This is a genomic window from Candidatus Accumulibacter vicinus, from assembly GCF_000584955.1.
GTDB classification, from domain to species: domain Bacteria; phylum Pseudomonadota; class Gammaproteobacteria; order Burkholderiales; family Rhodocyclaceae; genus Accumulibacter; species Accumulibacter vicinus.
In genome coordinates this window covers 153,921-154,157 of the sequence record NZ_JDSS02000020.1, presented here as the reverse complement: position 1 = coordinate 154,157, position 237 = coordinate 153,921, and the positions used below count along the sequence as shown (strand labels likewise).

The window sequence follows — 237 nt, the reverse complement described above, 5'->3', positions numbered from 1 at the left end:
GTCCATCTCGGCGGCCGGCGGCATGGCTTCGGCGAGGGTGGCGAGGTCCATGATCTCGCCGAGCGAGGCCAGGTAGTGCAGCAGCGACAGCGGATCGACGCCGCCTTTCATGACCTCGGGTCCGAAGCGCACCGAAATGTGCCAGGCGTCGGTATCGACGATGCCGCCGCCCGAGCTTTCGACCGGGCCGGCGTGTTCGACCGGCGCGCTGGCGACCGGAGTGGCGCCGGCCGCGTC

1 pseudogene is annotated in these 237 nt (G+C 71.3%); it reads right to left on the bottom strand.

Annotated elements, in window-relative coordinates:
• Positions 1-237 (bottom strand): annotated as a pseudogene (locus CAPSK01_RS22420) (chemotaxis protein CheA); the annotation flags it as partial.